The following is a 25,603-nucleotide window of genomic DNA, read 5'->3' as shown; positions in this document are numbered from 1 at the left end:
CTCACTCCCACTCGATCGTCCCCGGCGGCTTGCTGGTGACGTCGAGGACGACCCGGTTGACGTCCTCGACCTCGTTGGTGATGCGCGAGGAGATGCGCGCCAGGATCTCGTAGGGGACGCGGGTCCAGTCGGCCGTCATCGCGTCCTCGCTGGAGACCGGGCGCAGCACGACCGGGTGGCCGTAGGTGCGCCCGTCGCCCTGGACGCCCACCGAGCGGACGTCGGCGAGCAGGACGACCGGGCACTGCCAGATCTCGCGGTCCAGACCGGCGCGGGTCAGCTCCTCGCGGGCGATGGCGTCGGCGCGCCGCAGCACCGCCAGCCGCTCGGCGGTGACCTCGCCGACGATGCGGATGCCCAGTCCGGGTCCCGGGAACGGCTGGCGCCACACGATCCCCTCGGGCACCCCGAGCTCGAGCCCGACCTGGCGGACCTCGTCCTTGAAGAGCATCCGCAGCGGCTCGATCAGCTTGAACTGCAGGTCCTCGGGCAGACCCCCGACGTTGTGGTGGCTCTTGATGTTGGCGGCGCCCGACCCCCCGCCGGACTCGACGACGTCGGGGTAGAGGGTGCCCTGGACGAGCCACTTGACAGGATGGTCGTGGTGGCGGTCGCCGTCCTGGCCCTCGCCCTCGTGTGCGCGCACGACGTCACGGGCGGCCTGCTCGAAGACGCGGATGAACTCCCGGCCGATGATCTTGCGCTTCTCCTCGGGGTCGCTCACCCCGGCCAGCGCGGAGAGGAACCGCTCCCGCGCGTCGACGACGACGAGGTCGACACCGGTCGCGTCGACGAAGTCCTGCTCCACCTGCTCGGCCTCGCCCTCGCGCAGCAGGCCGTGGTCGACGAACACGCACGTCAGCTGGTCGCCGACGGCCCGCTGGACCAGGGCCGCGGCCACCGAGGAGTCGACGCCTCCGGACAGCCCGCAGAGGACCCGGTCCTCGCCCACCTGCGCGCGGATCTCCTCCACGAGCTGCTCGACGACGTTGCCGCTCGTCCACGTCGGGTCGATCCCGGCGCCGCGCCGCAGGAAGTTGGCCAGGACCTGCTGGCCGTGCGTCGTGTGCAGCACCTCGGGGTGCCACTGGACGCCGTAGAGCCGCCGCTCGTCGTCCTCGAACGCCGCGACGGGAGCCCCTGGCGTGCGCGCCGTGACGGTGGTGCCGGCGGGCGCCGCGTGCACCGCGTCGCCGTGCGACATCCACACGACCTGCTCCTCGGGCTGGTCGGCGAAGAGGGTGCTCGCCAGCGGCGTCACGCTGGCGCGGGTCTCGCCGTACTCGCGCTGCCCGGTGCGGGCCACCTGGCCACCGAGCACCTGCGACATGGCCTGGAAGCCGTAGCAGATGCCCAGGACCGGGACCCCGGAGGTGACGACGGCCTCTTCCAGGCCGGGGGCGTCCTCGGCGTAGACGGACGAGGGCCCGCCCGAGAGGATGATCGCCGCCGGGTCCTTGGCGAGCATCTCGGACGCGGGCGTCGTGTGCGGCACGACCTCGCTGTAGACGTTGGCCTCCCGCACGCGCCGGGCGATGAGCTGGGCGTACTGGGCGCCGAAGTCGACGACGAGGACCGGTCGGGTGTCGAGCGGCTGGGTCACGCGGTCACCCTATCCGCGTCGGGCTCCCTCGCCGTGATCTGCTCCCGGGCGTCCCGGTGCACCCGGTGCTCGACCCAGAAGGACAGGAAGGGCACGCACCCGGCGAGCATGACCCCGACCATCTTGCCCATCCCCCAGCGCAGCTCGAAGCCCAGCAGGGCGGTCGCCACGATGTAGACCATGTAGAACCAGCCGTGGGGCGCCGGCCAGAACGCCAGCGCGTCGTTGCCGTAGCCGTAGTACAGGATCATGTGGGTGGCCAGGATGAGCAGGAACACCCCGACCAGGAAGGCCATCACGCGGAAGAACGTGAGCTTGGCGCGGGCGGACATTCGTCGATCTCCTCCAGGAGGGCTGGGTGGTGCGGGGCGGGTGCGGGGTCAGTGGGCGACCGGCGTGCGGTCGTCGGCGGGGCGGGGCCGGGGGGCGTGCGGTGCGCCACCGGGGCCCTCGGCGTCGCCGCCGTCGCCGTCGGACTCGTCCCGCACGGCCTGGCGCAGGAAGCGGACGTACATGTAGACGGCGAACGCGGCGAAGACGAACCACTGCAGGCCGTAACCGAAGTTGCGCCACACGATGCCGCTGTCACCGAAGACGGGCGGCGGGATCGGGCGCACCGCGGGGGCGGTCACGGTCGGGTCCTCCTCTACGAGGAAGACGAAGGCGTTGTACACGGCGGCGTCCTCGGCCCAGAGGTTGACCAGGTCGGCGGTGTCGATGGCGGCCCGCTGCCCCTCCGGCAGGGTCCCGAGGTCGGCCCCCTCCCCGGGGGACTCGCTCGGGGCCAGGGTGCCGGTGACCTGCACAGTGCCGGGGCCAGGGCGGTCGGCGCCGGCGGGGTCGGTCACGAAGCCGCGGACCACCGGCAGCAGGGCCGGCTCCCCGGAGGCCCCGGTCCGCAGCGGGGTGACCACCCAGTAGCCCGGTTCGCCGTCGAGCACCCGGCCCGCGACGAGGAACTGGTGCTCGGCGGCATACTCCCCCTCGGCGGTGACCGACAGGCCCGCGCCGTCGTCGGGGAAGGCCTGGTGGGGGGCGGTGACCTCGCCCAGCGGCTCGGTGGGCCGGGCCGCCTGGGCGGCCGCGTGCTCGCGGGAGGCCTCGTTGGAGCTGACCCCGATCTGCCACATCCCGAGCTGGTAGAAGCCCACCACGATCACGACCAGCAGGCCGAGCAGGGCCAGCCAGCCGGGTCGGAGAGCGGTGCGGATCACCCGCTCAGGGTAGGCGATGCGCCTGGGTGGTCCGTGCTGTGCGCCCGGGGGACACCTCGGCGCAGGTCGCTACAGCGGCGTGCTCTGGTCGTCGAAGACGTAGACCGCGCCGTTGTAGCAGGCGACCCAGACGGTGTTGGTCACCGGGTCGTAGTCGATGCCGATCGGGTCGGCGTCGACGTCGACCTTGTCGATGACGGTCATGTCCGAGGTGCGGACCTTGGAGACGGTCGCCTCGTTGTAGTTGACGACGTAGAGCGCCTTCTCGTCCGGCGACATGGTCACCGAGCGCGGCTCCAGCCCGGGGACGACCTCGTCGACGATCTCGTCGGTCTCGGTGTCGATCTTGTAGATCGTGTTGGCCGAGCTGACGGTCATGTAGAGCGTCGAGCCGTCCTCGGTCACGTTGAGGTGCCGGGGCCGCAGCGTGGTGTTCATCACCAGCTCGCTGGTGCCCGCCTCGATGTCGACCTTGAACAGCGACTGGGCGTACATGGCCACGACGTAGGCCGTGTTGCTGTCGGGCAGGATCGCGATGCCGCGGGGCGACTCGTTGACGTCGATGACCTTGGTCTCCTCGGCCTTCTCGACGTCCACCACCGAGATCGTCGCGTCGCACCAGTTGCTCACCAGGATGGTGCTCTGGTCCGGCGTGATCTCGAGGTACTTCGGCACGGCGCCGACCTTGATCACCTGGTCCCAGGCCATCTCCTCGGCGTCGAAGCGGTAGAGGTAGGACGGGCCGACCCCGCTGTCGCGGGTGCAGGCGTCGAAGCCCTGCACCCCGAAGTTCTGGCCGTACATCGTGTACTGCGAGACGTAGGCGTAGCGCCCGTCCGCGGTCCACACGGCCTCGACCGGCGAGCCCTGGGAGATCCCCGGGTGACCCTCCACCCCGAACTCCGAGAGGTCGACCGCGTCGTCGAGCACCGCGACCTGCTCCCGGGTCGTGGAGTCGAAGACCGTCGAGGTGTGGGAGTACATCATGTTGTTGGCGATCATCAGCCCGTGCCCGGAGGCCATGATCGACTTCGGCGTCATGCCGCCGGTGAGGTAGTCGACCGGCTCCAGCGCGGTGGTGTCGCTGGGGAGCTCGGCCGGGACCGGGTCCTTCTGCCACACCGGGTCCTTCGCCGGCTCAGCGGCCTGCTCCTGCGTCGCCTCGGTCTGCGTGGCACCGCCCTGCGCGTCGTCGGCCGGCGCGGCGACGTCCTCGGCCGCCTGCGCGGCCTCGTCCTGCGTCCCGCCGGCAGGTTCCTCGCTCGAGGCAGCCGTGGACGTGCCGCCCGTGCCGCCCAGCGCCATCGCCCGGTCGTCCCGGTCGACGCCGGAGCCGCCGAGCCACACGCCGACGCCGGTGACGACGGCGAGGACGAACGCCAGCAGGCCGCCCACGGCCGCGCGACGGCGCCGCACGTACACGGCGTCCTTGCGGACCGTCAGCCCGGCGCGGGCGCCCTCGCGGTGACGTCCGGCCAGCTCGCGCACGTCGTACTCGACATGGTCGTCCTGCCCGCGTCTGTCCGCGGAGCCGTACCCGTACCTGTCGTCACCGGGCGCCATACGGTGCCACCACTACTTCCACGCGCTGGAACTCCTTGAGGTCGGTGTACCCGGTCGTCGCCATGGCGCGACGAAGGGCACCCGTGAGGTTGGTCGTGCCGTCCGCCCCTGACGCCGGCCCCAGCAGGATCTCACGGAGGGTGCCGATCGTCCCAACGTCGACCCGCTGCCCCCGGGGCAGGACGTGGTGGTGCGCCTCGCTGCCCCAGTGGAAACCGCGGCCCGGCGCCTCGGAGGCGCGGGCGAGCGCAGCGCCCAGCATGACCGAGTCGGCCCCGCAGGCGATGGCCTTGACCATCTCGCCGGAGGTGCTCGTCCCGCCGTCGGCGATGACGTGCACGTAACGCCCGCCCGACTCGTCGAGGTAGTCCCGGCGCGCCGCGGCCACGTCGGCGATCGCGGTCGCCGCCGGCGTGTGGATCCCCAGGGTCGTGCGGGTGCGGTGGGCCGACCCCCCGCCGAAGCCCACGAGCACGCCGGCCGCACCGGTGCGCATCAGGTGCAGGGCCGCCGTGTAGGTGCCGGCCCCGCCCACGACGACCGGGACGTCGAGCTCGTAGATGAAGCGCTTGAGGTTGAGCGGCTCGGCCTGGCTCGAGACGTGCTCGGCCGACACCGTCGTGCCGCGGATGACGAAGAGGTCCACCCCGGCCTCCACGACGACCCGCCACAGCTCCTGGGTGCGCTGGGGCGAGAGCGCCCCGGCGACCGTGACGCCGGCGTCCCGGACCTGGCGCAGCCGCTCGGTGATCAGCTCGGGGCGCACGGGCGCGGCATACAGCTCCCGCATGCGCGCGGTGGACCGCTCGTCCGGCAGCTCGGCGATCTCCTGCAGCGCGGGCAGCGGGTCCTCGTAGCGCGTCCACAGGCCCTCGAGGTCCAGGACGCCGAGCCCTCCCAGCCGGCCCATCTCGATCGCCGTGTCCGGGGAGACGACCGAGTCCATGGGGGCGGCGAGGACGGGCAGCTCGAAGTGGTAGGCGTCGATCTGCCAGCTGATCGAGACGTCCTCGGGGTCCCGGGTGCGGCGGGACGGGACGACCGCGATGTCGTCGAAGGTGAAGGCGCGGCGGCCCCGCTTGCCACGGCCGATCTCGATCTCAGTCACCGGGACAGGCTACCCAGCCCTGGGTGCGGTCCACGACACCCACACCGCGGGCACCCGGGTCCGCACCCTGCCTGCTGGTCCCGCGCACACCGCCCTTGCAGATAGGTGACACATCAACGACAATGGTGGGCATGACCGCCGCCGCCCCCTCCCGCATGCCGATCCTCTACCTGTCGCACGGTGCGCCACCGCTGGCCGACGACGCCCGCTGGACCGCCCAGCTCGCCTCGTGGTCGGCCGACCTGCCCACCCCGCGCAACATCCTCATGGTCTCGGCCCACTGGGAGAACGCGCCGCTGTCGCTGTCGGCGACGCAGCAGGCCCGGCCGCTGGTCTACGACTTCTGGGGCTTCCCGGAGAAGTACTACACGGTGACCTACGACGCCCCGCTCGCCCCCGACCTGGCCGGCACGGTCGAGGGCCTGGTCGGCGACCACGCGGGAGGTGTCCACCGCGACGAGACCCGGGGGCTGGACCACGGCGCCTACGTGCCGCTGGTCGAGATGTTCCCCGAGGCCGACGTGCCCGTGGTGCAGATGTCGATGCCGACCCTCGACCCCCGCCAGCTGTTCGAGCTGGGCCGTCGGCTGGCGCCGCTGCGGGAGGAGGGCACGCTCATCGTGGGCTCGGGCTTCACCACGCACAACCTCGCCTGGTTCGACCCGCGCGAGCCCGCGGACGCCGCTCCGCCCACGCCTTCCGCGGAGTTCGACCACTGGGCGGCCGAGGCGCTGCGGCGCGGGGACGTCGACGCGGTCCTGGACTTCGAGACCCGGGCCCCCGCGGCTCGGGTCGCCCACCCGCGCACCGAGCACTGGGCGCCGCTCTACCTGGCGCTGGGTGCCGCGGACGCCTCCGGCGGGGTGGACAGCTCGAGCGTCGTGGACGGGTTCTGGTACGGCCTGTCCAAGCGGTCCTGGCAGTTCGACTGAGCGCCGTCGGCGCCGCGCGGGTCCCTCAGCGGTAGTTGGGCGCCTCGACGGTCATCTCGATGTCGTGCGGGTGCGACTCCTGCAGGCTGGCCTGGGTGACCCGCACGAACTGCGCCTTCTCCTGCAGCTCGGGCACGCTGCGCGCCCCGACGTAGAACATCGCCTGCCGCAGGCCGCCCACCATCTGGTGCAGCACCGCGCTGACGGTGCCGCGGTAGGGCACCCTGCCCTCCACCCCCTCGGGCACCAGCTGGTCGTCGCTGCTGACCTCCGCCTGGAAGTAGCGGTCCTTGGAGAAGGACTGCTTGCCGCGCGAGCTCATCGCGCCCAGCGAGCCCATCCCGCGGTAGCTCTTGAACTGCTTGCCGTTGACGAAGATCAGCTCCCCGGGGCTCTCCTCGGAGCCGGCGAGCATCGAGCCCATCATCACGCTCTCGGCGCCGGCCGCGAGCGCCTTGGGGATGTCGCCGGACCACTTCAGCCCGCCGTCGGCGATGACGGGTATGCCGTGCCCGCGCGCCACGGCGGCGGCCTCGTGCACGGCGGTCAGCTGGGGTGCCCCCACTCCGGTGACGACGCGGGTGGTGCAGATCGCGCCGGGCCCGACCCCGACCTTGACCGCGTCGGCCCCCGCCTCGACGAACGCGCGCGCACCGGCACCGGTGGCCACGTTGCCGCCCACGACCTGGACGTGCCGGGTCGCCGGGTCGCTCTTGAGCCGCTGCACCATCTCGACCAGCAGCCGGACGTGGCCGTGCGCGGTGTCGGCCACCAGCACGTCGACACCGGCGTCGACGAGGGTGGTGGCGCGCTCCCAGGCGTCGCCGAAGTAGCCGATGGCGGCGCCGACGAGCAGCCGGCCCTCGGCGTCCTTGCTGGCTCGGGGGAACTGCTCGGACTTGACGAAGTCCTTCACCGTGATGAGCCCGGCCAGGCGTCCGGCCCCGTCGACCAGCGGCAGCCGCTCGCGCTTGTGCGCGCGCAGGATGGCCGTCGCCTCCTCGCGCGACACGTCGGCCGGGGCCGTGACCAGCGGTGTCGGGGTCATGACGTCCCGCACGAGCGTGCGTCCCCACTCGGCCACGGGCGTGAACCGCAGGTCGCGGTTGGTGCAGATCCCCAGCAGCGTGCCGTCGGTGTCGACGACCGGCAGTCCTGAGACCCGGTACTGGCCGCAGACGCGGTCGAGGTCGTCCAGGGTGGCGTCCGGACCGATCGTCACCGGGTTGGTGATGCGGCCCGTCTGCGTCCGCTTGACGAGGTCGACCTGCATGGCCTGGTCCTCGACCGAGAGGTTGCGGTGCAGGATGCCGATGCCGCCCTGGCGGGCCATCGCGATCGCCATCCGGGCCTCGGTGACGGTGTCCATCGCCGCGGAGATGAGCGGCACCCGGAGCGAGATCTCCCTGGTCAGCCGGCTCGTGGTGTCGATCTCGTCCGGTGCCATGTCGGTGTCCCCGGGCAGCAGGAGAACGTCGTCATAGGTGAGCCCCAGGCGCGAGAACGCCGGGGGCACGGGCGTGAGGTCACTGTGGTCAGCCGGGGTCATGGACAGATGGTAGTGCCCGCCGGTGGGAGGTCGTCCGGCCCCTGTCAGGGCGTCCCGGACGGCGGGTCGTCACCCGGGGGCGGGCCCAGCTCCGGCTGCGTGCCGGCCTCGGGCGGGGTCGGCCTCGGCGGCGGTGCAGCCCTCCCCGGCGGGGTGGTCGGCGGGCCACCTGCCGTGCTCCGTGCGGCTTCGCCGGGCGGCGGACCGGGCTCCGGCCCGCGGGACCTCACCGCGGCCACCACCTCGCGGGCCTCCTCCGCGGCGCGAGGAGGCAGCACCAGGTGCTCAGGCGGGCCATCCCCTGCGCTGTCGTGGGACGGGCCCACGAGTGCCCGGCCCGGTGGACCGGCAGCGTTCCCGGACGGCACGCCGGCACCTGCTGCCGCGGGCGGGGGCGGGGGCGGGGCCGCGCTTCCGGTCGCTCGCACCGCGCCGGTCCCGGACGCCTCGTCCGCAGGAGGGGCCTTCGCCGGCACCGCCTGCGCAGGGGCCGCTTGCGCGGGACCTGGTCGTGCGGGGCGCGGGTCCGCCGGGCGCGTCTGAGCGGGCCGTGTGCCTTCCGGCCGCGCCGCCGCGGGCCCCGGAGCAGCCTGTCCGGCGAGGGTGCGTGCCTGCACGGCGGGGCCGTCCTCGGACGCCGCGACCGTAGGCCCGGTGAGTGGTCCTGCACCGCGGAGTGCGTCGCGTGCCCGGATCGATGCTGCGGCAGGATCGTCGGAGACCACCCCGGCGGGCCGGGCGTCGGCGTTCCCGGAGCCCGCGCCGCGTGCCGGGCCCTCGTCGCCCGGCATCCAGGCGACGACCGCACGGCCCACGTCGGTCAGGGCGGGGATGTCGGTGCCGGTGAGCGCGGCGGCCACCGAGGAGCCGGTGAGCATCGCCAGGGTCAGCGCTCCCCCGGTCACGGTCCGCCGCAGCCGTCGCCGGCGCAGGGCGACGCGTCGCGTGCCGCTGCCGCAGGAAGCCGGTGCCATGTCGACCTGGTCCGCCCACGCGGCGAGGGCGGCGGCGAGGTCGTCGCCCGGCGGCACCGCGGACGGGCTCCGTGACCCGAGACCGTCGAGGAGCCGCTCCGTCGTACGCAGCTGCGTCACCGGGCCAGCTCCGCCCAGCGCTCCCGCAGCTCGGTCAGCGCGCGGTGCTGGGTGACCCGGACCGCGCCCGGCGTCATGCCGAGGGCGTCCGCGGCCTCGGCGGCGCTCAGCCCGACCCCGACCCGCAGGACGAGGACCTCACGGTGGCGCTCGGAGAGGGTCTCCAGCAGGGCCCAGGCGCGGGCGGCCTCGTCACGTTCGACGACGTGCGTCTCGGCGGACACCACGTGGGCGTCGAACAGCGGGGACCCGACGTGGTCGGTCGGCACGGGGCCGCGGGCGTGGGCCCGCTGGGCGTCGGCGACCTTGCGCGAGGCGATGCGGTAGACGAACGCCTCGAACGGGGCACCACGGTCGTCGTAGGTCGGCAGAGCGGTCAGCACCCCCATGCCGACCTCCTGGGCGACGTCGGCCGCCACCTCGGCGGCGGCGGGGTAGGTGCCCAGGCGCGCACGGGCGTAGCGGTGGGCGATCGTCAGCACCCCGCCGAGCAGCCGCTCGCGGGCCTGGGCGTCACCACCGCGGGCGGCGCGCGCCAGGCCGCGCAGGTCGTCCGGCAGGGTCGCGCCGGCTCCTGCGGCCGCCTGCCGCGGCGCCGTCCGTGCCGGACCCCGCACGACGGCAGGCCGGGCGACCAGCCGTGAGGCGGCCGGCGCCGGTGGTCCGAGCGTGACCGCGTGGCCGGACACGATGCCGACGGCGGAGGTTCCCCACAGTCCCACCCGCACACCTCTTCCTCCGGCGCTGCACCGGCATACCCGCACGCCCCGCTCGTCACGGAACGGGTGGTCTGCAGGATGTCACAGCCGAGGCCGCGCGGGAAGGGTCGAGAGCAGCTCGGCCGACGCTCCCCGCGGGTCTGCGCACGCGTCCAGCGCCGGGGTCTACAGTGAGGCAGGCCCTCCGAGAGGAGATCGACGACGTGGTGGAGACCGCCCACCCTCCCGGCCCCGTGGCTGACCTGTGGGACTGGCAGTTCCAGGGCTCGTGCCGCACGGTCAGCCCCGAGGTCTTCTTCCATCCGGAGGGCGAGCGCGGCCCCGCCCGCCGGCGACGGGACGAGCGGGCCAAGCAGGTCTGCGCCACCTGTCCCGTCCTCGAGCGGTGCCGCACCCACGCGCTCGCCGCCCGCGAGCCCTACGGGGTGTGGGGCGGCATGACGGAGGACGAGCGGCAGGCCCACTACGCCGAGCAGGACCGCTCCGTCCTCTGAGGCGGCGCGACGAGGCCCCCTGCCGGGGGTCCGGCAGGGGGCCTGGTCGCGAGCGACCGCGCCACCGGTGGCGGGCGGCGCGGTCCGCCGGTCAGTGGCTGTGGCCGTGACCGTGCGTGTCCTCGTCCTCCTCCGGCTTCTCCACGACCAGCGTGTCCGTGGTCAGGACCATGGAGGCGATGGAGGCCGCGTTGCGCAGGGCGGAGCGGGTGACCTTCACCGGGTCGATGACGCCCTGCGGGATGAGCTCGCCGTACTCACCGGTCGCGGCGTTGAGGCCGTGGCCCACGGGCAGCTCGGCCACCCTGGTGGTGGCCACGTAGCCCTGCAGGCCGGCGTTCTCGGCGATCCACCGCAGCGGCTCGACCGCGGCGCGACGGACCACCTGGGCACCGGTCGCCTCGTCCCCGGTGAGCTGGAGCTCGTCCACGGCGCTCGAGGCGTGCACGAGGGCGGAGCCGCCGCCGGCGACGATGCCCTCCTCGATCGCGGCCCGGGTGGCCGAGACGGCGTCCTCGATGCGGTGCTTCTTCTCCTTCAGCTCGACCTCGGTGTGGGCGCCGACCTTGATGACGCACACGCCGCCGGCGAGCTTGGCGATCCGCTCCTGGAGCTTCTCGCGGTCCCAGTCGCTGTCGGTGCTCTCCGCCTCGGCCTGCAGCTGCGCGACGCGGTCGTCGACGGCCTGCTGGTCGCCGGCGCCCTCGATGATCGTCGTCGAGTCCTTGGTGGAGACGACGCGACGGGCGGTGCCGAGCACCTCGAGACCGACCTGGTCGAGCTTGAGCCCGACCTCCTCGGCGACGACCTGGCCACCGGTGAGGATGGCCATGTCCTGGAGCATCGCCTTGCGGCGGTCGCCGAAGCCGGGAGCCTTGACGGCGACCGCGTTGAAGGTGCCGCGGATCTTGTTGACGACGAGCGTCGACAGCGCCTCGCCGTCGACGTCCTCGGCGATGATCAGCAGCGGCTTGCCGGCGCCGACGACCTTCTCCAGCAGCGGCAGCAGGTCGGCCACGGCCGAGATCTTGCCCTGGTGCAGCAGCACCAGCGCGTCCTCCAGCACCGACTCCATCCGCTCCGCGTCGCTGACGAAGTACGGCGAGAGGTAGCCCTTGTCGAACTGCATACCCTCGGTGAAGTCGAGCTCCAGCGCGGTCGTCGAGGACTCCTCGACGGTGATGACGCCGTCCTTGCCGACCTTGTCGAAGGCGTCGGCGATGAGCTCGCCGATCTCGGGGTCCTGGGCCGAGAGGCCGGCGACCTGGGCGATCTCGTCGCGGCCCTCGAGCTCACGGGCGGTGCTGAGCAGGCGGTCGTTGATCGCGGAGACGGCCGCGTCGATGCCCCGCTTGAGGCTGGCGGGGGCGGCCCCGGCGGCCACGTTGCGCAGGCCCTCCTTGACCATCGCCTGGGCCAGGACCGTCGCGGTGGTGGTGCCGTCGCCGGCGATGTCGTTGGTCTTGGTGGCGACCTCCTTGGCGAGCTGGGCGCCCAGGTTCTCGTAGGGGTCGTCCAGCTCGACCTCGCGGGCGATCGTCACACCGTCGTTGGTGATGGTGGGCGCACCCCACTTCTTGTCGAGGACGACGTTGCGGCCGCGCGGGCCGAGCGTCACCTTGACCGCGTTGGCCAGCGCGTCGACACCGCGCTCGAGGGCCTTGCGGGCGTTGTCGTTGAACTCAAGCTGCTTCGCCATGGGCGCACAGCTCCTTTCGGGGTATGTCGTGCAGGTATGCGAGCGCCCCGCCGCACCGCGCCGTACGGGCGGGTGTGACGGGGCGGCTCAGGTGCGTTGCGGAGGACAGGTGCGTCAGCCGACGATCGCGAGGACGTCGCGCGCGCTCAGGATCAGGTACTCGGTGCCGCCGTACTTGACCTCGGTGCCGCCGTACTTGCTGTAGATGACGCGGTCGCCGACCTTGACGTCCATGGGGACGCGCTCGTCGCCGTCCTCGTTCCAGCGGCCCGGGCCCACGGCCAGGACCTCGCCCTCCTGGGGCTTCTCCTTGGCGGTGTCCGGGATGACGAGACCGGAGGCGGTGGTCTGCTCGGCCTCGACGGCCTGGACGACGATGCGGTCCTCGAGCGGCTTGATGGAAACCGACACGGTTACCTTCCCTTTCGTGGGCCGACCGGCGCTGCCGGTCGGCGTGGTCGTGATGCGGTCACCCGGTCGCGGTCCCGACCGCCGTCGCGGGGGTCGGCCGGTCTCGCGGCTGGCACTTGCGTGCCCCGAGTGCTAAGACGAATCTAGGCAGGTGATTAGCACTCGGTCAAGCCGAGTGCCAGGGGTGTCGTCAGAGCATCGCCTCGAGCGGGCGCAGCGCACGCTCCAGGACGCGGTAGTGCCAGGGCCGCTCGCGCCACCTGTCCAGGGTGATCTCCTCGCAGCGCTCCAGGTCGCGGCGGAAGACCTGCTCCATGTGGGCCGCCTGCTCGGCGCTGACGATCTCGAGGTTGATCTCGTAGTTCCCCCGCAGCGAGAGCCGGTCGATGTTGGCCGTGCCGATCGTGGCCCAGGCGCCGTCGACGGTGGCGGTCTTGGCGTGCACCATGAGGTCCTGGTAGAGGTGCAGGTGCACCCCGCCCTCGAGGAGCTGCCTCCAGTAGTAGCGCGCGACGATGTCGGCCAGGACGTGGTTGGAGTGCTCGGGCATGATCACCCGGACGTCGACGCCGCGGGCCGCGGCCGAGAGCAGCCCCTCGAGGACCTCCTCGTCGGGGATGAAATAGCCCTGGGTGATCCAGATGCGCTCCATCGCCCGGTCGATGGCCTCCAGGTAGAGAGCACGGACCGGGTAGACCAGCCGGCTGGGCTCGTTGCGGGCCGCACGCAGCGCGGCGTCCCAGCGGGGTGACCCGCTGTCGGGCAGGGCGGGCTGGGAGGGACGGCGGTGCCGGTTCCAGAAGTCGACGAAGGAGTTCTGCAGCTCCCACACCCCTGGCCCCTCGACCCGCACGTGGGTGTCGCGCCACTTCGTCGCGTAGAGCTCGCCGATGTTGTACCCGCCGACGAATCCGACGGTGCCGTCGACCACGAGGATCTTGCGGTGGTCGCGGCCGGTGCGCCGCAGGTCCATGAGCGGCAGGCCGGGTCGGACCACCGGGAAGCGCAGCACGTGGACCGGCTCGGGGAAGCGCTGGAACTCGCGCGGCACCACGAGGTTGGCGAAGCCGTCGAAGACCACGCAGACCAGCACGCCGCGCTCCGCGGCCCGCACGACCGCGTCCTTGAAGGCCTGCCCGACGTCGTCGGCCTTCCAGATGTAGGACGCGAGGTAGACGCACTCCTGCGCACCGTCGATGGCCTCGAGCATGTCGTCGTAGAGCGCGCGGCCGTAGGTGTAGGTGGTGATCCGGTCCTCGCGGACGTCGGCGTGCAGGGGGTCGTCCGCCGGCACGCTGGGGTCGTCGCCCTTGTCCCGCTGCTTGCGGATGGCGTCGACGGCCATGACGCCCGCGGCGAGGGAGAGCTGGCCCGCGACGGTCCATCCCGCGGTCCTCAGGGCGACGCGGCGGGCACGCCGCAGCCACCGGCGGGCGTCGGAGCTCAGCACGTGGGTCGGCACGGGAGCCAATCTACTGGGCCGTCACCGCCGCGGTCCTCCGCCGTCCTCTTCGTGGTCGGTGCCGCACAATGGCCGGGTGACCGCAGAGGAGGACCGCACGGCGCACGCGGCCGCGCTGCTGCGCCGCCTGGCCGCTCGGGAGGGCCGGGCGGTGCTGGAGGCGCTCCCGCCCTACGACGACGCAGAGGTCCTGGCGCTGACCACGCGGCTGCGCGCGGAGGGGCTGGACGCCGACCTGGTGTCCGCCGCCCTGACCCAGGCCCGGCTGCGCGCCCGTGCGGCCGGGCGGCTCGGCCCTGCGGCCGCCCGGATGCTGCTGACCGGCGACGGCCTGGAGCAGGCGACCCGCCCCGCGGTCGCCCGACGGCACGCGCAGCGCTTCGTCGACGCCGGCGTGGGTCACGTGTGGGATCTCGGGTCCGGGGTGGGCCTCGACGCCGTCGCCCTCGCCGAGGCCGGCCTGGAGGTGACCGCCGTCGAGCGCGACGAGGAGGTGGCCGCGGCCGCGACCGCCAACCTGGCCGCATACCCCCGTGCCCGGGTGGTGCACGCCGACGTGCACGAGGTCGCGCCGCGTCCCGGCGACGGAGCCTGGCTCGACCCGGCACGCCGCACCCCCGGGGTCGCGGACGCCCGGGGGCGCACGCGGCGCGTCTTCCGGCTCTCGGACCTCGCGCCGTCGTGGGAGCACGTGCAGGCGGTGGCGGCCGGTGCCGCCGCGACCGGGGCCAAGCTCTCGCCCGGCTTCTCCCGCGGAGACCTGCCGCGGGGCGCCGAGGCGGAGTGGGTCTCGCTCGACGGTGACGTCGTCGAGTGCGCCGTGTGGTGGCGCGGCGCGGTCCGGCGGGCCGGCGCGAGCGCCGTGGTCGGCACGTCCACCGCTCACGGCGTCGCCTGGGAGCGCGTCACGGAGGTGGCCGACCCACCTCCGGCCCTGGCCGACGGGGAGCGACCGGAGGCGTGGCTGGCCGAGCCGGACCGCGGCGTGCTCGCCGCGGGCCTGACCGGCAGCGTGGCTGCCGCCGTCGGCGGCCGTGAGCTGGACCCGGGCGTGGGGTACGTGTCGGCGCCCGGCCCCGTCGACGTGCCGTGGGCCCGGTGGTTCGCCGTCGAGGAGGTGCTGCCGCTGCACGCGCGCCCGGTCCGGGCGTGGCTGCGCGGACGTGGCGTCGGCCGCGTGACCCTCAAGAAGCGTGGGGTCCCGACGGACCCCGAACGTTTCCGTGCCGAGCTGAGGCTGCGCGGGGGCCGCTCGTCACCGGAGGCGACGCTGGTGCTGACCCGGGTGGCCGGCAGACCGTCCGTGGTGGTCGTCACCCCGCTCGCGCAGGCCTCGAGCACGCCCTGACCGTGGTCAGGCCGAGACCTGCCACACCGGCTGGGAGGAGTCGGCCGGCAGGTCCAGCCGGGAGGCCTCGCGCCCCTTCTGCACCATCTCGGCCCCCAGCGCCGCGACCATGGCGCCGTTGTCGGTGCACAGCCCGGGCCGGGGCACGCGCAGCCGGACGCCGGCGGCGTCGCACCGTTCCTGCGCCATCGCCCGGAGCCGGGAGTTGGCCGCCACGCCCCCGCCGATCAGCAGGTCGTCCACCCCGTGCTCGCGGCAGGCGAGGACCGCCTTGCGCGTCAGCACGTCCACGACCGCCTCCTGGAAGCTGGCGGCCACGTCGGCCACCGGCACCGGCTCGCCGCTGTCCTCACGGGCCTTCACCCAGCGCGCCACGGCGGTCTTGAGACCGGAGAAGGAGTAGTCGAACCGATGGCGGTCCATGTCCCGGCCCGACGTCAGCCCCCGGGGGAAGTCGATCGCCACCTGGTTGCCCTCGCGCGCCGCCCGGTCGATGTGCGGGCCGCCCGGGAACGGCAGCCCCAGGAGGCGGGCGACCTTGTCGAAGGCCTCCCCGGCGGCGTCGTCGATGGTGGCTCCCAGCGAGCGGATGTCGCAGGTGACGTCAGGCACCAGCAGCAGGTTGGAGTGGCCTCCGCTGACCAGCAGCCCCATGGTCGGCTCCGGCAGCGGGCCGTGCTCCACCACGTCGACGGCCACGTGGGCCGCCAGGTGGTTGACCCCGTAGATGGGCCGCCCCAGGCCGACGGCGAGGGCCTTGGCCGCCGCGACGCCGACGAGCAGGGCTCCGGCGAGGCCGGGACCCGCCGTCACCGCCACGGCGTCGACTTCCTGCAGCCGCACGCCCGCCTGCGCGCAGGCACGCTCGATCGTGGGGACCATCGCCTCCAGGTGCGCCCGGCTGGCGACCTCGGGCACGACCCCGCCGAACCGCGCGTGCTCGTCGACGCTGCTGGCCACCGTGTCGGCCAGCAGGGTCTGGCCCCGCACGATGCCCACCCCGGTCTCGTCGCAGCTGGTCTCGATGCCCAGGACCAGGGGTTCGTGCTCGGTCGTCACCTCAGACCAGCTCCTTGCGCATGACGAGGGCGTCCACGGCAGGACCGCCCCCGGCGGATCGGTAGTAACCACGCCGGGTGTGCGCCACCCGGTAGCCCCGGGTGCCGTAGAGCGCCCGGGCCGCCTCGTTGTCCGCCCGCACCTCCAGCAGGACGGCGGTCGACCCGGCGTCGTGCGCCCGAGCGTGCAGCAGGTCCAGCAACCGAGCCCCGAGCCCGCAGCCGCGACGTCCGGGGTCCACCGCCAGGGTCATCACCTCGGCGACGTCGTCGACCGTGCTCACGCCGGCATACCCCACGAGCGGCTCCTCCGGCCCGCCGCCGTCGGTCGCGACCCAGTAGGACCGATGCGGGCGCTCGGCCAGCTCGGACCAGAAGGTCGCCTCCGACCACGCGTCGTGCGGGAAGCACGCGGCCTCCAGCCGAGCCATGGCGGACAGGTCGCGCCAGGTCGCCTCGCGGGTCCTCACGGGGCCGCCGCCGGTCGCGTGGTCGCCATCGCGGTGCCGGGGGCCGCCACCGCGTCCGGGCGGCGCAGGTAGAGCGGCTCCGGGTCCAGCAGCGCGGTGCCGAAGTCGGGATGCCCTCCGGCGCGCAGGTCGACGGCGAGCCGGGCGAGCATGCCCGGGTCGACGTCCCGGGGCCCGCCGGGTATGGGGTTGGTCAGGGCGTCGGGGTAGAGCTCGCTGCCCCGGCCGACGACGGGCAGCGACCGCACGTCCGGCGGCAGGTCGGCGGCGCGGGCGACCGCCGGGCCGTCCACCCGGTGCGCCCCCGCGGGACCGAGCTCGTAGACGGCCCAGTACACCTCCTTGCGCCGCGCGTCCGTCGCCACGAGCAGCCGCTCGGGGCGCTGGTGGGACGGGTCGTGGGCGACCTCGTGCGCCAGGGCGTCGAGGGAGCAGATGCCCGCCGGAGCCGGCAGACCGAGACTGTGGGCCAGGACCAGGGCGGTGACGACACCGACCCGCAGCCCGGTGAAGGGGCCGGGTCCCACCCCGCAGACGATCTCGTCGAGGTCCTCGCGTGCGACGCCGGCCTGCCCGAGCACCGCGGCGACGGCGGGGGCGAGCAGCTCCCCGTGCCGGCGGGCGTCCTCGTGGACCACGACGGCCAGGACCTCGGACCCGTCGTGCACGGCGGCCCCGATGGCGGTCGTGGAGGTGTCGATGGCGAGAAGCACGGACCCAGGCTACGACGCCCGGTCCGGAGCGCCCGACCGCGCACCGGGTTGCAGCCGCCTCAGCCGCGCCAGGTCCGACCCGGTCAGCGCCCCGGTGCGCACGAGGTGGCGGATGAGGCCGTCCACGACGTCGGGGTCGTACTCGTAGGGGGTGGCCCGCAGGATCCGTTCCATCGCGCTCACGGGGTTGTGCGCCCCGCCCAGCCGGGTGCCGGTGCCGGCGAGGTCGTCGTAGGCCGACACCACCCGCACCACGCGTGAGGTCGTCGCGACGTCCCCGCGCTCGACCGCCCAGTGGTGCGGCACCCCGACGTCCGCGACGATCGGCGCCAGCCTCGACAGCTCGGCCGTCCGGGCGAGGATGGCGGCCCCTGTCGCGGCGACGCGCCGCTGGTCCCGCAGGGAGATCTCCACCGTGGCGCCGCCGGGGATGGGACGCGAGAGCCCCACCTGGCCCACGTCGTGCAGGAGCGCGGCCGCCTCCACGTCGGCCAGGTCGGCGTCCTCGACGCCGGCCTCGCGCGCCACGGGCACCGCCAGCCGGGCCACCCGGGTGGCGTGGCCCGGGGTGGTCAGACCCGCCTGGTCGGTCAGTCGCGAGAGGGCGAAGAGGGTCTGCCGCTGCGCCTCCCGGATGCGTCGCTGCCGGGTGACCGCCGGTTGCAGCAGCGCCATCGGGACGAGGAACAGCAGGAAGGAGGCCGACCCCAGGACGTGCAGGGAGAGCGCCATGACGGCCGCGGTCGACGCCGTGGCGAGGATCAGGGGCCCGTGGCGCACGAGGTGGGCCCCCAGCTCGGCCGCGAGAGACCGGCGCTCGACGGACGCGTGCACGACCGCCCGTCCCACGACCGGGGCCCCCACGGCGAGGATGGCCACGCCGAGGAGGAGCAGGGCGGTGAAGGGTGCGTGCGGGTCGAGCCGACCGGCCTGCTCGTAGAGACTGCGTATGCCCGGCGGGCTCACACGTGCGAGGACCCCTGCCACGAGCACCGTGGTCGCCGTCCGCGCAAGGTCGTGCGGCAGGGAGGCCCAGTGCCCGCGCACCCCGGCGACGGCCAGGGTTGCCAGGCAGGCCAGGAGCAGGGGCCCGATCAGCCCGGCCGGACCCGCGCGGTCCGCTCCGCCCGCAGGCCAGGCGGTGGACACGGCGAGCGCGACGGCTGTCGCCTGGGCGAGAGGTGCGTCCCGGACCACCCCGGGCACGGTCACCCGCCAGGCCTCACCCAGCGCCATGGCCAGGAAGGCGACGACGGCCACCTGCAGGTCGAGCGTCATCGTGCTCGTGCCCCCGCATCCGGCTGCCACTCTGCGAAGGTGTCGCTCACCGAGGGGTGGTCGTGGTCCCAGCCCCCGGGGTGGGACCTGCCGACGGTCCCCTCCGCGACGGTCGCGGGGCCACGACCGGGAACGACAGGGCTTGCCTCGGTCGGGACCGTGGAGCGCGACGCACGCATGAGCGACTCGGCCAGGGCCTCGACGACCTCCGGGTCGAACTGCGTCCCGGCCCGTGTCCGCAGCTCTGCCAGAGCGGCGTCGCCATCGGACCAGGGCTTGTCCCGGTGGGCCGTCAGGGCGTCGTAGGCGTCCGCCACCGCGATGATGCGCGCTGCGAGCGGGATCGACTCGCCGGCGAGACCGGCGGGATAGCCGCGCCCGTCGAAGCGCTCGTGGTGGTGGGCGATCGCCGGAAGCGCCCCCGTGAGGAAGTCCATGCCGCGCAGCACGGCGACACCGGCCTCCGGGTGTCCGCTGATCGCGCTGAGGTAGGCGATGTCGTCGGGGTCCACCTCGCTCGGCAGCTCCGGGCGCACGGTCACCAGGCCGATGTCGTGCAGCAGGGCGGCGTAGCGCAGGTCCTCGGTCTGCTGGGCCCCGAGGTCAAGGATGCCCGCCATCCCGTCAGCCAGCTCGGCGACCCTGGAGCTGTGCCCGACCGACGCCGGGTCCGCCTGCTCGAGCGTGGCCACGAAGCTGGTGACCGTCTCCTGGTGCTCCCGGCGTGCCAGGGCCTCGCGGCCGATGGTCCAGTGGGCGACGACCAGGGGGCCGAGCACGAAGAAGGCGCTCAGGGGCCCGATCTGCGCACCCGCCCACAGCACCACGAACAGGAAGCCGATGATCAGCTGTGACAAGGATCCCCATCCGAGGCTCCGCAGCGCGCCGATCGCGCTCGTGAGGACGTGGCTGCCCCGCACGGCGGCCGACATCAGGCCGATGGACAGGACGTTGAGCAGGGTCATGGCGGCGTACGCCAGGAGCAGGGGCAGCCCCACGTCCACGAGGGGACGACCGAGCTCGTCCGCGCTGGCGACCACGTGTCCGGCCAGGAACAGGTAGACGACGCCCCCGACAGCCCCCATAGCCGCCGTCATGGCCGCGTTGAAGAACCGGGTCTGGAGCTTCTGGGCGCGCACGTCGGTCAGGTACGACACCAGGCCGACCAGAGCCGCGCCGAGCGGCCCGGCGAGGGCCACCGCGGCGGAGAGCACGACCGAGGCGACGGACACGCCCAGGTGGGGCCCGAGGTTGCGCTCGCGGAGCAGCACCCCTCCCATGCCCAGCCCGACCAGTGGGATCACGACGCTGGGCTCCAGCCCGGTCCTCCCTCCGAGCTGGTGCCACCCCCAGGCTGCGCCCCCCGCCGCAATCACGGCCAGGAGGGCGATGACCATGCTGACACGCACAGACGAGGGGCGGCGGCTGCTACGCCGCTCGCCCCTCGTCGTGTGCTCGGTCGTCAGTCCTCCCAGGACAGGACGTCCGGGACGGCGCTGAAGAAGTCGGCGAGGGAGAAGGCGGTCAGCAGGTCGAGGAGCTGCAGCACGATATTGTCCTTTCGTGCGTGCCACGGGGTAGGCACTCGGTCGGGGTTGCCGGCACGGGTCGGCCGTGCCGATACTTTCCCACAGGCGCGTGCGAGCGGTCGACCCTGACAGGCCTCTGACGTGGATTCTTGAACAAGTCTTTACCCTTGACGTGACGTAGGTCACACCTGATGCCGTCCTCGAGCCCCCGGTGTGCGATCATGGGGCGGATCGTCCCTGTGCGGGGCCGCGTCAGCGGCCTGCCGGGGACGGACGGACCATGACCGACCGGGAGGCAGACATGAGCAAGCGCGCACGCAAGCGCCGCGACCGCAAGAAGAAGGCGGCCAACCACGGCCGCAAGCCCAACGCCTGAGCGCTCGCGCCCCAGACGTCCGGAGGGCCGGTCCGCACTGTGTGCGGACCGGCCCTCCGTGCGTCTACCTCACGGGTCGCCGGCTCAGCCGTGCTCCTGCCGCGGCTCGACGAAGGTCACCGTGGTCGTGATCCGGGTGAGGATCTGCGAGCGCAGGGTGTCGGGCGCCTGCTGACAGGCGCAGGCACGCCGCACGAGGGCCTTGACCAGCAGGTCACGCTCGTACTCGGCCAGGCACGGGCCGCACTCGTCCAGGTGGGCCTCGATGCGTGCGCGGTCGAGCGGGCCCGTCTCGTTGTCGACGAACTCGAACAGGCGCAGGACGACGTCGGCGCAGTCGGCCGCGGGGACGCGGTCTGGGTGCGTGCTCATCGCGTGGCCTCCTCGGGGGAAGAGATGACGCCGCGCTCGACGGCATAGTCGGTGAGCAGCTCTCGCAGCTGCTTGCGGCCGCGGTGCAGGCGGGACATCACGGTCCCGATGGGCGTGTCCATGATCTCGGCGATCTCCTTGTAGGAGAAGCCCTCCACGTCCGCGAGGTAGACCGCCAGGCGGAAGTCCTCACCGATCGAGGCCAGGGCGCGGGTCACGTCGCTGTCGGGAAGGTGGTCCAGCGCCTCCGTCTCGGCCGACCGCAGACCCTTGGAGGTGTGCGAGGCGGCCCGGGCCAGCTGGTAGTCCTCCACCTCGGCGGCGTCCGACTCCAGCGGCTGCCGCTGCTTCTTGCGGTAGATGTTGATGTAGGAGTTGGTGAGGATCCGGTACATCCAGGCCTTGAGGTTCGTGCCCGGGCGGTACTGGTGGAACGCGGCGAACGCCTTGGCGTAGGTCTCCTGGACGAGGTCCTCGGCGTCGGTGGGGTTGCGCGTCGTGCGGAGGGCGGCGCTGTACATCTGGTCCAGCAACGGCATCGCCTCGCGCTCGAACCGGGCGGCACGCTCCTCGGGGGTCTCGGTCGAGACATCCACGGCGGCGTCCGCCTCCGCCAGGGCCTGCGCCTCGATCTGCTCGATGGTCGGCTGGTCGGTAGTCATCGTCGACCAGCCTAGCCCGCGGCCCGGGACGAGGGCGCCGACGCCGACGCGTTCGCCGGGAGTGACTGCGGTGATCAGCAAGGGCTGCCTCCTGGGTGGTGGGGGACGCTCGGGGAACGGGTCCTCACCGACCATTCATTCCCGGTCCTGTCTCGCACCACCCGTCAGGGCGCCGACAGCGCCCGCGCCACGGTCTCCGTCCACAGGCCGGCTCCCTGCTCGTCCGGGTGCACGTCGTCGGCGAGCAGCTCGTCGGGCTCGCCGGTCTCCTCGAAGGCGCGCGCGACGTCGATGACGCCGATCCCACGGGCCACGGCCACCTCCCGCACCGTGGCCCGCACCTCGGCGTTGGCGTCGTCGCGCTGGGGCTGCTGCAGCGTCAGCACGACGGGGACCTCCGGCCCGACCGCCGACCGAAGGGCGGTCAGGGCGGCCTCCAGCTCGTCCCGGACGTCGTCCACCGTGTTGTTGTGGCCGAAGTTGAGGACCACCAGGTCCACGGGCTCCGGCAGAAGGGACTCGAGGTGCTCCACGACATACCCGAAGGAGGCTCCGCTGTGGTGGCCGCTGTAGAGGGTGAGCGGCCCCTGCCCGCCGGTGCCCTCGGGCGAGAGGACGCGCGGCTCGATGTACCCCTGCCCGGTCCACTCGTTCCAGGAGAGCACGGTGACCGGTCGCGTCCGGGCCAGCGCCCGGCCCCACCCGTACACCCACTCCCACGTCTCGTTGCCCGTCGAGTCCCCGAGTGCCGCGACGACGACCGGGCCGTCACCGTCGAGCACGGCCCGGGCGCTCGGCAGGGAGGAGGCGGCAGGACCGGCCTGCCGCGTCTCGCGGGCGTCGTCGGAGCCCGACGGGGTCCCCGTGGAGCTGTCCGGAACGGTGTCCCGGGGAGGGGCCGCAGGTCCGGACGGGGGCGGCGCAGAGGCCACGGAGGCCGGCCCGTCGGCCGGCGCCACACCGTCCGGGGGCGGCGCCGAGCTCCGGAACATGAGGATCGTCAGCGCCGCGGCCGCGACCGCCAGCAGCGCCAGCCCGAGGTCCTGCCATCGCACAGTGGTCGTCCCTTCGCCGCCCCCGTGCATCCCCCTGCGCCAGCCTACCCCCGTGAGGGTGGGACGATGGGCGCGTGAGCCCGACCTCCCGCCACCATCTCAGGCCGCTGAACCAGCCGGTGAAGCTGCAGAACGTCCTCTACGAGATCCGCGGGCCGGTCGCCGCCCGCGCCGCCCAGCTCGAGGCCGAGGGGCACCGGATCCTCAAGCTCAACATCGGCAACCCGGCACCGTTCGGCTTCGAGGCGCCCGACACGATCCTGCACGACATGATCGCGGCGCTGCCGACGGCTCAGGGCTACTCCGAGTCCAAGGGCATCCTGCCCGCGCGGCGGGCGATCGTCTCGCGCTACCAGGAGGTGCCCGGTTTCCCCGACCTCGACGTCGACCACGTCTACCTCGGCAACGGAGTCTCCGAGCTCATCATGATGACGCTCCAGGCGCTGCTCGACGACGGCGACGAGGTCCTCATCCCCTCCCCCGACTACCCGCTCTGGACGGCCGCCACCAGCCTGGCCGGCGGCGTGCCGGTGCACTACGTGTGCGACGAGGAGAACGGGTGGAACCCCTCGGTCGAGGACATCCGCGCCAAGGTCACGTCGCGGACGAAGGCCATCGTCATCATCAACCCCAACAACCCCACAGGTGCCGTGTACTCGCAGGAGGTGCTCACCGAGCTCGTCGAGGTGGCGCGCGAGCACTCGCTGCTGCTCCTCGCCGACGAGATCTACGACCGCATCCTCTACGACGGGGCCCGCCACACCTCCGTGGCCGCCCTGGCACCGGACCTGCTCTGCCTGACGTTCAACGGTCTGTCCAAGACCTACCGGGTCGCCGGCTACCGCGCGGGGTGGGTGGCGATCACGGGGCCGACCGCGCACGCCGCCGGCTTCCTGCAGGGCATCGACCTGCTGGCCTCCACGCGGCTGTGCCCCAACGTCCCGGCGCAGCACGCCATCCAGGTGGCCGTCTCCGGGCACCAGAGCATCGAGGAGCTGCTCGCCCCCGACGGGCGCCTGACCCAGCAGCGCGACATCGCCGTGCGCATGCTCTCGGCGATGGACGGCGTGTCGGTGGCCGAGCCCAGGGGCGCGCTGTACGTCTTCCCCCGGCTCGACCCGGAGGTCCACGAGATCCGCGACGACGAACGGCTGGTCCTCGACCTCCTCGAGCAGGAGAAGATCCTCGTCGTCCACGGCACGGGCTTCAACTGGCCGGCACCGGACCACCTGCGGATCGTCACCCTCCCCTGGGGCACCGACCTGCAGGCGGCGCTGGAGCGGATGGGCAACTTCCTGGCGAGCTACTCGCAGTGACGGTGCCCTGATGTGCGGCAGGTATGCGGCGACCGCCAACCCCGAGGAGCTGGTGGAGGCCTACGAGGTCGAGCTGGACGCCACCGGCGAGCCCGCCCGCAGCGTGCTGAAGAACCCGCAGCAACCGCCGCCCGGGCACCCGGACCACAACGTCGCCCCGAGCAAGCAGGCGCCCGTGGTGCTCACCCGGGTGCCCCGGGGGGCGCCGGAGGACGCCGCGCCGACGCGGCAGCTGCGCCTGCTGAGCTGGGGCCTGGTGCCCTCGTGGGCCAAGGACCCCGCCGTCGGCGGCCGGATGACCAACGCCCGCGCGGAGAGCGTGCTCGACAAGCCGGCCTTCGCCCGCGCGGCCGCCCGGCGGCGGTGCCTGGTGCCGGCCACGGGCTGGTACGAGTGGCAGGCGAGCCCCGTCACCAAGGACGCCCGCGGCCGGCCCCGCAAGCAGCCGTTCTTCATCGCCCGGGCCGACGAGGCGCCGCTCGCCCTGGCAGGTCTCTACGAGTTCTGGAAGGAGCCCGAGGCACCCGCGGAGGACCCGCTGTCCTGGATCGTCTCCTACACGGTCATCACCACGGCGGCCGAGCCCGGGCTCGACCGCATCCACGACCGGCAGCCCGTGGCGCTCGAGCCCGGCCAGTGGGCCGACTGGCTGGACCCCGGGCTGACCTCGGCCGAGGACGTCCGGTCGCTGCTGGACGCCTCCCACGTCCCGGGCCGCTTCCGCGCCTGGCCGGTCAGCACCGCCGTCAACTCCTCGCGCAGCAACGGTGCCGCCCTGCTCGACCCCCTGCCGACCGACCAGCTCGTGGGGGTCGTGGACCCGACCACCGGCGAGGTGGTCGGCGGATGAGCCCGCACCCGGCCGCCGCCGACGCGACCAGGGTCGACGTCGCCACCCCGGAGGGCACCGCACAGGTGCGGGTCTTCGGCCCGGCACCCGTCACGGGCGCGGACGGCGACGGGGCCGCGCCGCCGGCCCGTGGGACCCTGCTGGTCGGGCACGGCGCGGGCGGACGGAAGGACGCGGCGGACGTGCTGGAGGTCACCGACCTGACGCGCGACGGGTGGACCGTGGTCCTGGTCGACCAGCCGTGGCGCGTGGCCGGCCGCTCCGTGGCCACCCGTCCGCCGAACCTGGACCGCGCCTGGCTCGCGGTGGCCGCCGAGCTGGCCACCGCCGCGTGGCAGCGGCGCCACGGCATACCCCTGCCTCCACCGTGGGTGGTCGGTGGGCGCAGTGCGGGGGCCAGGGTCGCCTGCCGCACCAGCGTCGACCCCACCGGCCCGGCCGTCGCCGGCGTCGTCTGCCTGGCCTTCCCCCTGCACCCGCCCGGCCGGCCCGACCGCAGCCGGGCCGACGAGCTGGCGCAGCCGCTCGGCGCCGGCATCCCGACGCTCGTGGTCCAGGGCGCCGCCGACCCGTTCGGCTCGCCGGAGGAGGTCGCCGTGGCGGCCGGCCGTGACGAGGGCCTGACCCTCGTCGGGGTGCCCGGCAACCACTCCCCCAGCCGCGACCTGGCGGCCGTCCGGCGCGCCGTCGGCGACTTCCTCGCCGCGCTACCGTGAGCACCACCCACC

Annotated in this window: 26 protein-coding genes; 7 read left to right on the top strand and 19 right to left on the bottom strand. The window is 73.6% G+C overall.

Annotation, left to right across the window (positions count from 1 at the left end):
- Position 1 precedes the first annotated feature (1 nt).
- From guaA to K330_RS0102770, 5 genes are all read right to left on the bottom strand, one after another.
- Complete coding sequence (gene guaA / locus K330_RS0102790; protein WP_022920335.1) at positions 2-1,603, bottom strand: glutamine-hydrolyzing GMP synthase; 1,602 nt, start codon at positions 1,601-1,603, stop codon at positions 2-4.
- Complete coding sequence (locus K330_RS0102785) at positions 1,600-1,935, bottom strand: DUF3817 domain-containing protein (RefSeq protein ID WP_022920334.1); 336 nt, start codon at positions 1,933-1,935, stop codon at positions 1,600-1,602. Before K330_RS0102785 ends, guaA begins: the two co-directional genes overlap by 4 nt.
- 48 nt (positions 1,936-1,983) lie before the next feature.
- Entirely contained in the window at positions 1,984-2,817 is an 834-nt protein-coding gene (locus K330_RS18740) for an SURF1 family protein (protein WP_022920333.1), read from the bottom strand.
- A gap of 69 nt (positions 2,818-2,886) precedes the next feature.
- Positions 2,887-4,380 carry a YncE family protein gene (locus K330_RS0102775; protein ID WP_022920332.1) on the bottom strand — a complete coding sequence of 498 codons (1,494 nt, stop codon included), beginning with the start codon at positions 4,378-4,380 and terminating at the stop codon, positions 2,887-2,889.
- Entirely contained in the window at positions 4,367-5,488 is a 1,122-nt protein-coding gene (locus tag K330_RS0102770; RefSeq protein ID WP_022920331.1) for a GuaB3 family IMP dehydrogenase-related protein, read from the bottom strand. The genes K330_RS0102775 and K330_RS0102770 overlap by 14 nt, the downstream gene beginning before the upstream one ends.
- A gap of 131 nt (positions 5,489-5,619) precedes the next feature.
- On the opposite strand from K330_RS0102770, the gene K330_RS0102765 reads away from it, so the two are divergent.
- Positions 5,620-6,420 carry a dioxygenase family protein gene (locus tag K330_RS0102765; RefSeq protein WP_029202242.1) on the top strand — a complete coding sequence of 267 codons (801 nt, stop codon included), beginning with the start codon at positions 5,620-5,622 and terminating at the stop codon, positions 6,418-6,420.
- 25 nt (positions 6,421-6,445) lie between these two features.
- Here the strand turns inward: K330_RS0102765 and guaB are convergent, their stop codons facing one another.
- Both guaB and K330_RS0102750 read right to left on the bottom strand, forming a co-directional pair.
- Positions 6,446-7,969 (bottom strand): IMP dehydrogenase, encoded by a 1,524-nt coding sequence (guaB, locus tag K330_RS0102760; RefSeq protein ID WP_022920329.1) that lies wholly within the window; start codon positions 7,967-7,969, stop codon positions 6,446-6,448.
- A 1,090-nt stretch (positions 7,970-9,059) separates the two neighbouring features.
- Positions 9,060-9,785 carry a sigma-70 family RNA polymerase sigma factor gene (locus K330_RS0102750; protein ID WP_229665767.1) on the bottom strand — a complete coding sequence of 242 codons (726 nt, stop codon included), beginning with the start codon at positions 9,783-9,785 and terminating at the stop codon, positions 9,060-9,062.
- Between the two features lie 167 nt (positions 9,786-9,952).
- Here K330_RS0102750 and K330_RS0102745 point away from each other — a divergent pair, with 167 nt between their 5' ends.
- Positions 9,953-10,276: a WhiB family transcriptional regulator gene (locus K330_RS0102745; RefSeq protein ID WP_272944677.1), complete on the top strand. Its 324-nt coding sequence runs from the start codon at positions 9,953-9,955 to the stop codon at positions 10,274-10,276.
- Between the two features lie 91 nt (positions 10,277-10,367).
- Here K330_RS0102745 and groL read toward each other — a convergent pair whose 3' ends face one another.
- The 3 genes from groL to K330_RS0102730 all read right to left on the bottom strand — a co-directional run bounded on the left by groL (position 10,368) and on the right by K330_RS0102730 (position 13,848).
- On the bottom strand, positions 10,368-11,975 hold the full coding sequence (gene groL / locus K330_RS0102740) for a chaperonin GroEL (protein WP_022920325.1): 1,608 nt from the start codon (positions 11,973-11,975) through the stop codon (positions 10,368-10,370).
- A gap of 114 nt (positions 11,976-12,089) precedes the next feature.
- Entirely contained in the window at positions 12,090-12,386 is a 297-nt protein-coding gene (gene groES / locus K330_RS0102735; protein ID WP_022920324.1) for a co-chaperone GroES, read from the bottom strand.
- Positions 12,387-12,576: 190 nt separating this feature from the next.
- Complete coding sequence (locus tag K330_RS0102730) at positions 12,577-13,848, bottom strand: phospholipase D-like domain-containing protein (protein ID WP_022920323.1); 1,272 nt, start codon at positions 13,846-13,848, stop codon at positions 12,577-12,579.
- Positions 13,849-13,924: 76 nt separating this feature from the next.
- On the opposite strand from K330_RS0102730, the gene K330_RS0102725 reads away from it, so the two are divergent.
- Positions 13,925-15,196 carry a class I SAM-dependent methyltransferase gene (locus tag K330_RS0102725; RefSeq protein ID WP_022920322.1) on the top strand — a complete coding sequence of 424 codons (1,272 nt, stop codon included), beginning with the start codon at positions 13,925-13,927 and terminating at the stop codon, positions 15,194-15,196.
- A gap of 6 nt (positions 15,197-15,202) precedes the next feature.
- Here K330_RS0102725 and tsaD read toward each other — a convergent pair whose 3' ends face one another.
- The 6 genes from tsaD to K330_RS24445 form a co-directional block, all read right to left on the bottom strand.
- A complete protein-coding gene (gene tsaD, locus K330_RS0102720) occupies positions 15,203-16,255 on the bottom strand; it encodes a tRNA (adenosine(37)-N6)-threonylcarbamoyltransferase complex transferase subunit TsaD (RefSeq protein WP_022920321.1) in 1,053 nt (350 codons plus the stop codon).
- 1 nt (position 16,256) lies between these two features.
- Positions 16,257-16,724 (bottom strand): ribosomal protein S18-alanine N-acetyltransferase, encoded by a 468-nt coding sequence (gene rimI, locus K330_RS0102715; RefSeq protein WP_022920320.1) that lies wholly within the window; start codon positions 16,722-16,724, stop codon positions 16,257-16,259.
- The gene (tsaB, locus tag K330_RS0102710) at positions 16,721-17,437 is read right to left on the bottom strand and encodes a tRNA (adenosine(37)-N6)-threonylcarbamoyltransferase complex dimerization subunit type 1 TsaB (protein ID WP_022920319.1); all 717 of its coding nucleotides are present in this window, start codon (positions 17,435-17,437) and stop codon (positions 16,721-16,723) included. Before tsaB ends, rimI begins: the two co-directional genes overlap by 4 nt.
- 9 nt (positions 17,438-17,446) lie before the next feature.
- Positions 17,447-18,715, bottom strand: a complete 1,269-nt coding sequence (locus K330_RS0102705) for an HD-GYP domain-containing protein (RefSeq protein WP_022920318.1) — start codon at positions 18,713-18,715, stop codon at positions 17,447-17,449.
- Positions 18,712-20,112 (bottom strand): HD-GYP domain-containing protein, encoded by a 1,401-nt coding sequence (locus tag K330_RS22390; RefSeq protein ID WP_156875659.1) that lies wholly within the window; start codon positions 20,110-20,112, stop codon positions 18,712-18,714. The genes K330_RS0102705 and K330_RS22390 overlap by 4 nt, the downstream gene beginning before the upstream one ends.
- 65 nt (positions 20,113-20,177) lie before the next feature.
- Complete coding sequence (locus K330_RS24445; RefSeq protein ID WP_268238274.1) at positions 20,178-20,300, bottom strand: hypothetical protein; 123 nt, start codon at positions 20,298-20,300, stop codon at positions 20,178-20,180.
- A gap of 245 nt (positions 20,301-20,545) precedes the next feature.
- Between K330_RS24445 and K330_RS24650 the strand changes: the two genes are divergently transcribed.
- On the top strand, positions 20,546-20,620 hold the full coding sequence (locus K330_RS24650) for a 50S ribosomal protein bL37 (RefSeq protein WP_373288732.1): 75 nt from the start codon (positions 20,546-20,548) through the stop codon (positions 20,618-20,620).
- An 84-nt stretch (positions 20,621-20,704) separates the two neighbouring features.
- Here the strand turns inward: K330_RS24650 and rsrA are convergent, their stop codons facing one another.
- The 3 genes from rsrA to K330_RS0102675 all read right to left on the bottom strand — a co-directional run bounded on the left by rsrA (position 20,705) and on the right by K330_RS0102675 (position 22,709).
- Complete coding sequence (gene rsrA / locus K330_RS0102685) at positions 20,705-20,992, bottom strand: mycothiol system anti-sigma-R factor (RefSeq protein ID WP_022920315.1); 288 nt, start codon at positions 20,990-20,992, stop codon at positions 20,705-20,707.
- Entirely contained in the window at positions 20,989-21,654 is a 666-nt protein-coding gene (locus tag K330_RS18725; protein ID WP_040657668.1) for a sigma-70 family RNA polymerase sigma factor, read from the bottom strand. The genes rsrA and K330_RS18725 overlap by 4 nt, the downstream gene beginning before the upstream one ends.
- 164 nt (positions 21,655-21,818) lie before the next feature.
- Positions 21,819-22,709 carry an SGNH/GDSL hydrolase family protein gene (locus tag K330_RS0102675; protein ID WP_022920313.1) on the bottom strand — a complete coding sequence of 297 codons (891 nt, stop codon included), beginning with the start codon at positions 22,707-22,709 and terminating at the stop codon, positions 21,819-21,821.
- 74 nt (positions 22,710-22,783) lie between these two features.
- Here K330_RS0102675 and K330_RS0102670 point away from each other — a divergent pair, with 74 nt between their 5' ends.
- The 3 genes from K330_RS0102670 to K330_RS23520 are packed head-to-tail and all read left to right on the top strand — an operon-like array spanning position 22,784 to position 25,591.
- A complete protein-coding gene (locus tag K330_RS0102670; protein WP_022920312.1) occupies positions 22,784-24,025 on the top strand; it encodes a pyridoxal phosphate-dependent aminotransferase in 1,242 nt (413 codons plus the stop codon).
- A gap of 10 nt (positions 24,026-24,035) precedes the next feature.
- A complete protein-coding gene (locus K330_RS0102665; protein ID WP_022920311.1) occupies positions 24,036-24,875 on the top strand; it encodes an SOS response-associated peptidase in 840 nt (279 codons plus the stop codon).
- A complete protein-coding gene (locus K330_RS23520; protein ID WP_022920310.1) occupies positions 24,872-25,591 on the top strand; it encodes an alpha/beta hydrolase family protein in 720 nt (239 codons plus the stop codon). The genes K330_RS0102665 and K330_RS23520 overlap by 4 nt, the downstream gene beginning before the upstream one ends.
- Positions 25,592-25,603: the final 12 nt, after the last annotated feature.

The sequence above is a fragment of the Ornithinimicrobium pekingense DSM 21552 genome, from assembly GCF_000421185.1.
GTDB classification, from domain to species: Bacteria; Actinomycetota; Actinomycetes; order Actinomycetales; family Dermatophilaceae; genus Ornithinicoccus; species Ornithinicoccus pekingensis.
This window is presented reverse-complemented; position numbering and strand designations above follow the sequence as displayed.